Source organism: Rhodococcus maanshanensis NBRC 100610 (genome assembly GCF_001894865.1).
GTDB classification, from domain to species: domain Bacteria; phylum Actinomycetota; class Actinomycetes; order Mycobacteriales; family Mycobacteriaceae; genus Rhodococcus_G; species Rhodococcus_G maanshanensis.
This window is the reverse complement of the sequence record NZ_BCXA01000006.1, coordinates 55,032-65,614: the sequence shown is the minus strand read 5'-3', so window position 1 is coordinate 65,614 and position 10,583 is coordinate 55,032. Positions and strand designations below refer to the sequence as shown.

At 71.0% G+C, this 10,583-nt stretch carries 8 protein-coding genes; 6 read left to right on the top strand and 2 right to left on the bottom strand.

From position 1 onward, the window contains the following. The first annotated feature begins 31 nt into the window (after positions 1 to 31). The 6 genes from ftsY (at position 32) to RM1_RS04025 (ending at position 8,709) form a co-directional block, all read left to right on the top strand. Positions 32 to 1,474 (top strand): signal recognition particle-docking protein FtsY, encoded by a 1,443-nt coding sequence (gene ftsY, locus RM1_RS04050; protein WP_174562907.1) that lies wholly within the window; start codon positions 32 to 34, stop codon positions 1,472 to 1,474. A 313-nt stretch (positions 1,475 to 1,787) separates the two neighbouring features. Further along, a complete protein-coding gene (locus tag RM1_RS04045) occupies positions 1,788 to 3,095 on the top strand; it encodes an ammonium transporter (RefSeq protein ID WP_174562912.1) in 1,308 nt (435 codons plus the stop codon). Between the two features lie 5 nt (positions 3,096 to 3,100). Further along, positions 3,101 to 3,439, top strand: coding sequence for a P-II family nitrogen regulator (locus tag RM1_RS04040; protein WP_005240467.1), 339 nt, complete (start codon positions 3,101 to 3,103; stop codon positions 3,437 to 3,439). After that, positions 3,429 to 5,957, top strand: a complete 2,529-nt coding sequence (locus tag RM1_RS04035; protein WP_072750183.1) for a [protein-PII] uridylyltransferase — start codon at positions 3,429 to 3,431, stop codon at positions 5,955 to 5,957. The genes RM1_RS04040 and RM1_RS04035 overlap by 11 nt, the downstream gene beginning before the upstream one ends. A gap of 50 nt (positions 5,958 to 6,007) precedes the next feature. Further along, positions 6,008 to 7,597 (top strand): signal recognition particle protein, encoded by a 1,590-nt coding sequence (ffh, locus tag RM1_RS04030; RefSeq protein WP_072750105.1) that lies wholly within the window; start codon positions 6,008 to 6,010, stop codon positions 7,595 to 7,597. Between the two features lie 5 nt (positions 7,598 to 7,602). After that, positions 7,603 to 8,709 (top strand): amidohydrolase family protein, encoded by a 1,107-nt coding sequence (locus RM1_RS04025; RefSeq protein WP_072750182.1) that lies wholly within the window; start codon positions 7,603 to 7,605, stop codon positions 8,707 to 8,709. A gap of 6 nt (positions 8,710 to 8,715) precedes the next feature. On the opposite strand, the gene RM1_RS04020 is transcribed toward RM1_RS04025, so the two are convergent. Both RM1_RS04020 and RM1_RS04015 read right to left on the bottom strand, forming a co-directional pair. Further along, a complete protein-coding gene (locus tag RM1_RS04020) occupies positions 8,716 to 9,567 on the bottom strand; it encodes an NADase-type glycan-binding domain-containing protein (RefSeq protein ID WP_143069379.1) in 852 nt (283 codons plus the stop codon). Further along, on the bottom strand, positions 9,564 to 10,508 hold the full coding sequence (locus RM1_RS04015; RefSeq protein WP_072750103.1) for a DUF5336 domain-containing protein: 945 nt from the start codon (positions 10,506 to 10,508) through the stop codon (positions 9,564 to 9,566). The genes RM1_RS04020 and RM1_RS04015 overlap by 4 nt, the downstream gene beginning before the upstream one ends. Positions 10,509 to 10,583: the final 75 nt, after the last annotated feature.

Genomic DNA, 10,583 nt, shown 5'->3' with positions numbered 1-10,583 from the left:
GCCTCTCTGCGCCGGATCGGTGCCTGAAAGGATGGGGGGCGTGACTACCGGAGCTTGGATCGCAATCGCGGCCGTCGTGGCCGTCCTTCTCGTCGCGCTCGTCGCGGGCTGGGCGCTGTACAGGAGGCGGCGGGTCAGCCTGCAGCCCACCCAGCAGGCGCCCGGTCAGATCGGGGAAGCGAAGGACCGCTCGGGCGGATACAAGCCCGAGAGCGGGTTCAGCTTCAGCCAGGGCGCGACGGCCACCGCGCCGCCAGTGTCGCGGCCGACTCCGCCGGTGGCGGAGCCGGTCGAGGAGCGGGTGACGGAGGTGCCGCCTGCCCCGGCCGAGTCGGCACCCGCCCCGGTTGAGCCCGCGCCCACCCCTGCCCCGCCTGCTCCCGTGGAGGAGGCGCCCGCGGCCGCTCCCGCCCCCGAAGCCCCCGCCGCGCCCGCTCCGGTCGAGGCGGCCCCTGTAGAAAAGGCGCCTGCGGCTGCTCCGGCTCCGGCTCCCGCAGAGCCTGCCCCCGTCGAGGAGGCGCCTGCGGCCGCCCCCGCCCCGGTGGAGGAGATCGCGCCGACCGCGGGCCGGCTGGACCGGCTGCGCGGCCGGCTCTCGCGCTCGCAGTCCGCGGTCGGCAAGAGCCTGCTGGGTCTGCTCGGCGGCGGCGACCTGGACGAGGACTCCTGGGAGGAGATCGAGGACACGCTGCTGATCGCGGACCTCGGCAGCGCCACCACCGAGCAGATCGTGACCAGGCTGCGGGCCGAGATGGCCGCGGGCACGGTCAAGACCGAGGCGGAGGCGAGGGCCATGCTGCGCGCGGTGCTGATCGACGCGCTTCATCCCGAGTTCGACCGCTCGATCAAGGCGCTGCCGCACGATGCGACTCCAGGGGTGCTGCTCGTCGTCGGTGTCAACGGCACCGGCAAGACCACGAGCACCGGCAAACTGGCGCGCGTGCTCGTCGCGGACGGTCGCCGGGTGCTGCTGGGCGCCGCCGACACCTTCCGCGCTGCCGCCGCCGACCAGCTGCAGACCTGGGCTGAGCGGGTGGGCGCCGAGGTGGTGCGTGGTCCCGAGGGCGGTGACCCCGCCGCGATCGCCTTCGACTCGGTGACCAAGGGCATCGAGACCGGGGTCGACGTCGTGATCGTGGACACCGCGGGCCGCCTGCACACCAAGACCGGGCTGATGGACGAGCTGGGCAAGGTCAAGCGGGTCGTGGAGAAGCGCGCCGTCGTCGACGAGGTGCTGCTGGTGCTCGACGCAACCGTCGGTCAGAACGGGCTGGTCCAGGCCCGGGTGTTCGCCGAGGTCGTCGACATCACCGGCGTGGTGCTGACCAAGCTCGACGGCACGGCGAAGGGCGGCATCGTCTTCCAGGTGCAGCACGAGCTGGGGGTTCCGGTGAAGCTCGTCGGGCTGGGGGAGGGTGCGGACGACCTCGCGCCGTTCGAGCCGGGTGCCTTCGTGGACGCGCTGCTCGGCTGATCCGGGGGTGCCCTCTCGGTGCGGTCGTGGCCGTGGCCGGACGCCTAACGAATCAGTAACGAACCGGCCGGGCCACGCCCGGCTCGGACTCCGCACAGGGACATTCACGGGGGCGACAGGATCGTGAAACGCAGAAGCAACACATTCCCGCGATGCGTTCACTCGAGCGAAACACGGCAGCGCCACAGCTGAAACACCGGATCAGCAGTCTTCACACCAAGTCGAAAGCCGCAAGGGGCGGGACGACAGAAGGAGGAGGCTCAACGTGGAATTTCCCACAATCGGGGCGCCGGACACCGGGGACACCGCGTGGATGCTGATCAGCGCCGCGCTCGTGTTGCTGATGACGCCGGGGCTCGCGTTCTTCTACGGCGGCATGGTCCGGGCCAAGAGCGTGCTGAACATGATCATGATGAGCATCGGCGCGATGGGCGTCGTGGGCATCCTCTGGGTCCTGTACGGCTACTCGGTGGCCTTCGGTGAGGACAAGGGTGGCCTCTTCGGCGATCCGTTCCAGTACTTCGGCCTGAAGGGCATCTTCGGCGGCGCCTATCTGGCCGACGCCGACACCGGCGCAGGCGTGGCGATCCCGCTCGTCGGAACCATCCCGGCCACCGTGTTCGTCGCCTTCCAGGCGATGTTCGCGATCATCACCGTCGCCCTGATCTCGGGCGCGGTCGCCGACCGCCTCCGGTTCGGGCCCTGGCTCCTGTTCGCGGGCCTGTGGGCGACCATCGTGTACTTCCCGGTGGCGCACTGGGTCTTCGCCTTCGACGGCGTGACCGCGGAGAAGGGCGGCTGGATCGCCAACCAGCTCAAGGCAATCGACTTCGCGGGTGGTACCGCGGTCCACATCAACGCCGGTATCGCCGGTCTGGTCCTCGCCATCGTCCTCGGCAAGCGCCGCGGATGGCCGGGAACGCCGTTCCGCCCCCACAACCTGCCGTTCGTGATGCTCGGCGCCGCGCTGCTGTGGTTCGGCTGGTTCGGCTTCAACGCGGGATCCGCGGTGGGCTCCAACGGGATCGCCGGTGCCACCTTCCTCACCACCGTCATCGCCACCTGCGCCGCGATGCTGTCCTGGCTCCTCGTCGAGCGGATTCGTGACGGGCACGCCACCACCCTCGGCGCCGCCTCCGGCATCGTCGCCGGTCTGGTCGCCATCACCCCGGCCTGTTCCTCGGTGAACGTGCTCGGTGCGCTGGCAATCGGCATCGCCGCGGGTGTCCTCTGCGCTCTCGCGGTCGGCCTGAAGTACCGCTTCGGCTACGACGATTCGCTCGACGTCGTCGGTGTCCACCTCGTCGGTGGTCTGGTCGGCACCCTGCTGGTCGGATTCGTCGCGACCGCGGAGGCGCCCGCGGGCGTCAAGGGTCTGTTCTATGGTGGAGGTTTCGACCAGCTGTGGCGTCAGGCAGTTGGCGCGGGTGCGGTTCTGCTGTACTCGCTCGTCGCCACGACGATCGTCGCGCTCATCGTCAAGTACACGATCGGCCTCCGGGCCAGCGACGAGGCCGAGTCGCTCGGCGTGGACGAAGCAGAACACGCTGAGAACGCATACGATTTCGCCGCGCTCGGCGGAAGCTCGGTACCGGGGCGCTCGACCGTCAGGGAGGCATGAGAAACATGAAGCTGATCACCGCAATCGTCAAACCGTTCACCCTCGAGGACGTCAAGACCGGCCTGGAGCAGGCCGGGGTGCTCGGTATGACCGTCAGTGAGGTCCAGGGCTACGGCCGCCAGAAGGGCCACACCGAGGTTTACCGCGGTGCCGAGTACTCGGTCGACTTCGTGCCGAAGGTTCGCGTCGAGGTCGTCGTCGACGACGCCGCAGTGGACAAGGTCGTCGAGGTCATCGTCGAGGCCGCGCGTACCGGGAAGATCGGAGACGGCAAGGTGTGGGTATCGCCCGTCGAATCCGTCATCCGCGTACGCACGGGTGAACGGGGCGCGGATGCGCTCTGACCCAACAGGGTCCGGATCTGGTGGCCCCGATCCCGCCGCGACGTCGGCGGGATCGGGGCCACCCGCGTCCGGGGGCATGGTTGCCGCCGACGACCTGGTCCGCGCCCGGAAGCAGCTGCTCGACGGTGGATCCCGGAGCCGCCGCCTCGACACCGTCGCCCTTCGCCAGGCGCTGGTGGACCTGCACGAGTTCTGGCTGACCACCAAGGGGGCCGAGCTCGGCATCAAGCCGGACAGCGGATTCGCCATCGTCGCCGTCGGCGGGCTCGGGCGCCGTGAACTGCTCCCGTACTCCGACCTTGACCTGGTGCTGCTGCACGACGATCTCGACCCGGCCGTCGTCTCCGAGGTGGCCGACCGGCTCTGGTATCCGTTGTGGGACGCGCACATCAAGCTCGACCACAGCGTGCGGACCGTCCCGCAGGCGCTGCAGGTGGCGTCCTCGGACCTCACCGCGGCCCTCGGTCTGCTGGAGGCCAGGCACATCGCGGGCGACGTGGAGCTGAGCAACCTGCTGATCGGCGGGGTGCGGCGGCAGTGGCGCACCGGGATCCGTTCGCGTTTCGACGAACTCGTCGAGCAGTCCCGCGCGAGGTGGGCACGCAGCGGCGAGATCGCGCACAGGGCCGAACCGGACATCAAGAACGGCCGCGGCGGGCTGCGCGACATCCAGCTGCTGAGCGCGCTCGCGATCGCGCAGCTGACCGACGCGGTGCCGGGGTTGGGGCCGCAGACACCCGGCGGCGGACTGGCATTCGCGCACGAGCGGCTGCTTGACGTGCGCACCGAACTGCACCGGGTGGCCGGCCGCGGCCGCGACCAGCTCCGTGCCCAGGACGCCGACGAGATCGGCGCGGCCCTGCGGATCGGGGACCGCTTCGACCTGGCCCGGATGCTCAGCGACTCGGCCCGCACGATCAGCTACTCCGTCGACGTCGGGCTGCGGACGGCGGGCAACGCGCTGCCGCGCCGGGGCCTGTCGCGGCTGCGCCGGGTACCGGTGCGGCGACCCCTCGACGAGGGCGTCGTCGAGCACGCCGGTGAGGTGGTGCTGGCGCGCGATGCCAAGCCGAACAAGGACCCGGGGCTGATCATGCGGGTGGCGGCCGCGGCCGCGCAGACCGGCATGCCGATCTCCGCGTCGACGTTGAACCGGCTCTCGGACAGCGCGCCCGAGCTCAGGGAGCCGTGGCCGAAGGAGGCCCTCGACGACCTCCTCGTGCTGCTGGGGTCCGGTCGGAACACGATCGCGGTGATAGAGGCGCTCGACCGCACCGGCCTGTGGGGGCGGCTGCTGCCGGAATGGGGTGCGATCCGCGACCTGCCGCCGCGGGACGCGGTGCACACGTGGACGGTGGACCGGCACCTCGTCGAGACCGCCGCCTACGCCAGCGGGTTCACCACCCGGGTCTCGCGGCCCGATCTGCTGGTGCTCGGCGCCCTCCTGCACGACATCGGGAAGGGGCGCGGCGGCGACCACAGCCTCGTCGGTGCCGAGCTCGCCAACCAGATCGGCAATCGGCTCGGGCTGTGGCCCTCGGACGTGGCGGTGCTCAGCGCGATGGTGCGCTACCACCTGCTGCTGCCGGAAACCGCCACCCGCCGCGATCTGGACGATCCGGCGACGGTCCGGATGGTCGCGGAGGCCCTCGGCGGCGACACGGTGCTGCTCGAACTGCTCTACGCGCTCGCCGAGGCCGATTCCCTTGCCACCGGTCCCGGTGTGTGGGGGGACTGGAAGTCCTCGCTGATCAGGGAACTGGTCCGGCGCTGCCGGATGGTGATGGCGGGCGAGCACTTGCCGACGCCGGATCCGATCGACCCGGAGCACGCGGCGCTTGCGGCGGACGGGGGAGTGCACGTGCTGCTGCAACCCGCGGAGGGCGCGCACACCTACACCGTTACCGTCGTCGCGCCGGACACTCCCGGCCTGCTCTCGGATGCCGCGGGCGTGCTGGCGCTGCACTCGCTGCGGGTGCTCTCGGCCTCCCTCGGCAGTCACGAGGGCGCCGCGGTGAACTCGTTCACCGTTGCGCCCCGGTTCGGTGCGCCGCCGCAGGCAGGCCTGCTGCGCCAGGAACTGATCCGGGCCATCTCCGGGGAACTGGACCTGGTCGCGATGCTCGAGGCGAAGGAGAATCAGGCGCTGGCCGAACAGGCCCTCGAGCGGGGAGCGGAGGGGGTGCCCGTCCAGTACGCGCAGGCGCCGCCGCGGATCATCTGGTTCGACACCCAGGTGGACGGCCAGGTGATCCTCGAACTGAGGGCCGAGGACCGGCTCGGCCTGCTGTGCCGGCTGGCGAGCGTGCTCGAGCGGCACGGTGCCGACATCCGCTGGGCACGGGTCTCCACGCTCGGCTCGTCGGTGGTCGACGCGTTCTGTCTCCATCTCGGTGACACCGACTCACGGGTCACCAGGGAAGAGTTCGAGGAGGCGATGCTCGCGGTGGTCCCTGCACCCCGGCCGCGCACGGGTGAGGGCGCCGAGGATGGCGTCACGGAAGGGGGCGCCGGGTAGAGCGGCTAGGCTTGACCGAAACGCCCACGCGACAGCCAGGAGCCCGATCGGTGTTCGAATCCCTTTCCGACAGGTTGACCGGTGCCCTCAAGGACCTCCGGGGCAAGGGGCGCCTCTCCGGCGCCGACATCGACGCCACCTGCAGGGAGATCCGGCTCGCCCTGCTCGAGGCGGACGTGGCGCTGCCGGTGGTGCGGGCCTTCATCGCGAAGATCAAGGAGCGCGCCAAGGGCGCCGAGGTCTCCGGCGCGCTGAACCCGGCCCAGCAGGTCGTCAAGATCGTCAACGAGGAGCTCGTCGGGATCCTCGGCGGCGAGACCAGGCGGCTCCGGTTCGCGAAGAACCCGCCGACCGTCATCATGCTGGCCGGCCTGCAGGGCTCTGGTAAGACGACCCTCGCGGGCAAGCTCGCGAAGTGGCTGACCGGGCAGGGTCACACGCCGCTCCTGGTGGCCTGTGACCTACAGCGTCCCGGCGCGGTCAGCCAGCTGCAGATCGTCGGCGAGCGTGCGGGCGTGCCGGTGTTCGCGCCGCACCCGGGCACGTCGATCGGCGGTGGCGAGAACCCGCTCGGCGTCTCGGCCGCGGACCCGGTCGAGGTCGCCAGGCAGGGCATCGCGGAGGCGCGAACCAAGCAGCACGACGTGGTGATCGTCGACACCGCGGGACGCCTCGCCATCGACGACGAGTTGATGGGGCAGGCCGCGGACATCCGCACCGCGGTCGAACCGGACGAGGTGCTGTTCGTCCTCGACGCGATGACCGGTCAGGATGCGGTGCACACCGCCGAGGCGTTCAAGTCGGGCGTCGGCTTCACCGGTGTGGTGCTCACCAAGCTCGACGGCGACGCCCGCGGCGGTGCCGCACTGAGCGTCCGCGACATCACCGGCGAGCCGATCCTGTTCGCGTCAACGGGCGAGAAGCTCGAGGACTTCGACGTCTTCCACCCGGACCGGATGGCCAGCCGGATCCTCGGCATGGGCGACGTGCTCAGCCTGATCGAGCAGGCCGAGCAGGTCTTCGACCAGCAGCAGGCCGAGGCCACCGCCCAGAAGATCGGTTCCGGGCAGCTCACCCTCGAGGACTTCCTCGAGCAGATGATGGCCGTGCGGAAGATGGGCCCGATCGGCAACCTGCTCGGCATGCTGCCGGGCGCCGGGCAGATGAAGGACGCGCTGGCGAACGTCGACGAGAAGCAGCTCGACCGCGTCCAGGCGATCATCCGGGGCATGACGCCCGCGGAGCGCGAGGACCCGAAGATCATCAACGCCTCCCGTCGGCTGCGCATCGCCAACGGCTCCGGCGTCAAGGTCTCCGACGTCAACCAGCTGGTGGACCGGTTCTTCGAGGCCCGCAAGATGATGGCCGCGATGGCGGGCCGGATGGGGATGCCAGGGGCCCGTTCGAGCCAGCGCAGCAAGAAGGGCAAGAAGGGCAAGAAGGGCGGCAAGGGGCCGACGCAGCCGAAGATCCGCGGCGGCTTCCCCGGCATGCCAGGCGGGATGCCGGGCGGGATGCCCGCCGGGTTCCCCGGACTGCCCGCCGGCATGGACTTGTCGAAGATGCCGAAGGGGCTCGACGAGCTGCCGCCCGGCCTCGAGGGCATCGACCTGTCCCAGTTGAAGCTGCCCAAGAAGTAGCCGTGGTGCCCGCCCGTCCAGGGTCCTTCCGGCTGCGCGGTGTCGGTCTGCCCGACGGGCAGCCGTTGGAACTGTGGGTCGACGGCGGGGTGATCTCCGATCAGCCGGTGCCCGGCGCGGAGTCCCTGTGCGAATCGGGCTGGATCCTGCCCGGGCTGGTCGACGCGCACTGCCACGTCGGCATCAAGTACGGCGGGGGTCACGAGGACGAGCAGGGACTTGTCGCGCAGGCCGAGGCCGAACGCGCGGTCGGCGCGCTGCTGCTGCGCGACGCGGGGTCGCCGGTGGACACCAGGGACCTCGACGCGCGCGAGGACCTGCCGCGGATCATCCGGGCCGGTCGGCACATCGCGATGCCGAAGCGGTACATCCCCGGGCTGGCGGTCGACCTCGAGGACGAGTCGCAGCTGCCGGAGGCGGTCACCCAGCAGGCGCTGCTGGGCGACGGCTGGGTCAAGATCGTCGGGGACTGGATCGACCGCTCGGTGGGCGACCTGCGCCCGTTGTGGAGCGACGACATCCTCAAGGAGTCCATCGAGGCCGCGCACCGGGTCGGCGCCAGGGTTACCGCGCACGTCTTCTCCGAGGACGCGCTGCCGGGCCTGATCAACGCGGGCATCGACTGCATCGAACACGGCACCGGCCTGACCTCCGAGACGATCGAGCTGATGGTCGAGCGCGGCACCGCGCTGGTGCCGACGCTGATCAACATCGACACCTTCCCCGGCATCGCGGACTCGGCCACCCGTTACCCCGTCTACGCGCGCCACATGCGCGAGCTGCACGCGCGGGTCCGTCGCACCGTCGGCGACGCGCACGACGCAGGCATCCCGATCTACGCGGGCACCGACGCGGGCGGCTCGATCGTGCACGGGCGGGTCGCGGACGAGGTCGCCGCGCTCGCGCAGGCCGGGCTCGGCCCGACCAAGGCCCTCGGCGCGGCGTGCTGGGACGCCCGGTCCTGGCTGGGCAGGCCCGGGCTCGAACCCGGCGCGCCTGCAGACCTGCTCGTCTACGAACAGGACCCGCGCACCGGGCCCGAGGTGCTCTCCGCCCCGGACCTGGTCATGCTGCGCGGCAGGGTGGTCGAGGTGCGCGGCCGGGTCGTGTGATGCGGTCTATTCGACGCAGGGATCGGCCCCGGCTTCGGCGCGACCGGTGAACCGGACCTCGCTGACCGAGGTGACGTCGTTGAACGGCGCGGACTCCTGGCCCGCCGTGTTCTTCACCGGCTGACCGTCCACGGTCTCGTTGATCGTCATCGTGACCGTCTTGGCCGCCTTGTCGACCTCGAGCGCCTGGATGCCGCGCTCCGGCCGGACCTCCTGGGTGACCGAGGTGCCGTCGTCGAAGGCCCAGGTCACCTTCGTGACCTTGCGGTTCTGGGCGAACCGGTCCGAACCGTCCACGTCCTTCTTGTCGTAGCCGGGATCGATCCCGACGGAGGTGAGGTCCAGCTTGCAGGCGAAGCTCACCGAGAGCACCTGGCCCTTCGTGCCCCCGCAGCGCCACGCGGTGGTGACGTCGCCGTCGGTGGCGTTCGGGGCCTCGTAGGAGTTCTTGCGTCCCGTCGAGTCGACCGCGGGTGGGTAGGCGGCGCAGGTCGGGACGGCGCCGGTCGGGGTGATCGGGGTGGAGTCGGTGCCGAAGTCGCCGTCACCGAAGTCGCCACCGCTGAAAGCGTCGCTGTCGTAGGCCTCCTCGGCGGCCGTCGCCTCGCCGTCGGTGTCGCGGGCCAACGACCAGTTGAGCAGGAACCCGCCGCCCGCGAGCAGCACGACCGCGGCGGTCACGGCCGCGACGATGCCGAGCCAGCCCTTCCAGGACAGCGGCCCGCGGCCGGTTGTGGGCCCAGTCGGTGTGTCGAACCCAGTCGGTGCGTCGAAAAAGGGCTGGGCGGGCGGCGGAGGCGGTGGCGGCGGCGGGGGAGTCGCCTCGGCGGCGGGGCGCGGTCCGTCGTCGGGGGTCACGGGGCCTCCACCTTCACGGTGGTCTTTGCCGTGGCCTCGTCGGCGGACTGCTTGTCGATCTTGTCGGACTTGTCGTTGTCGGCGCTCTCGTCCGCGGACTTGTCCCCGCTCTTGGCTTCGGGGCGGTCCGGCCGAGCCTTCAGCGCGGCGTCCACCTCCGGGTCGCCCAGCTCCGCCAGCCAGTCCAGCAGGTCGGGGTAGGTGCTGGGGTTCGCCGCGACGTACGGACGCAGCGCGGCATCGGACTGGGCGATGTGGCCGAGCGTCTGCAGCGGGGTGTACGGGTCGAGCGCGAGCGCCTGCGTGTACGGCTTGGTCGGCGCGGGCGCCCCGGCCGCGGGCGGCTGCGTCCCCGGCGTCTCCCCGTCGGTGGGCTCCGCCGGTGCGGGCGGGAGGCCGGCGCCCTGATCGAGCACGCGGGCTGCCCGGGGCTGGACCAGCCCGAGGTCGTAGGCCAGGGCGAGGAAGGCCGCCACGGTCTGCAGGATCGACAGGGCCAGGATCGCGATCCCGCCCCAGCCGAGCGAGACGCCGAGGCTCGCGTCGTCGGAGTCGTCGAAGAAGTTGCCGGTGAAGGTGGGGACGTTGCTGATCGCGATCAGCAGGAACAGCGCCAGCAGGGCGCCGACCGCGGCCGCGGCTGTCGCGATCGCACGCAGGGCCGGCGCCGCGCCGGGGAACTGGGACAGCCGGGACACGGTGGACAGGCCGGCGCTGATGCCGGAGAACAGCAGGAAGACCACGACGAGCAGGGCCTGCGGGAGGAGGAAGCCGCTGATGTTGAACACGTCGCCCGAGGCCCGGACGACGAAGTACGGGCCGAAGCCGAGCAACAGATTGAGCAGACCGAGCGTCAGCACTGCGATGCCGAGTGCGTTCGGTCGGCCGACGGCCGGAACCGGTGGTCCCGCGGTGGGCGCTGCGAGCGGCGCGTTGGACATGATCCCCCTCGTGAACGAGCGACGACTTCGGTCGAATTCGTCACCGACCTGCGATGATGACGTGCCAACGAAGTC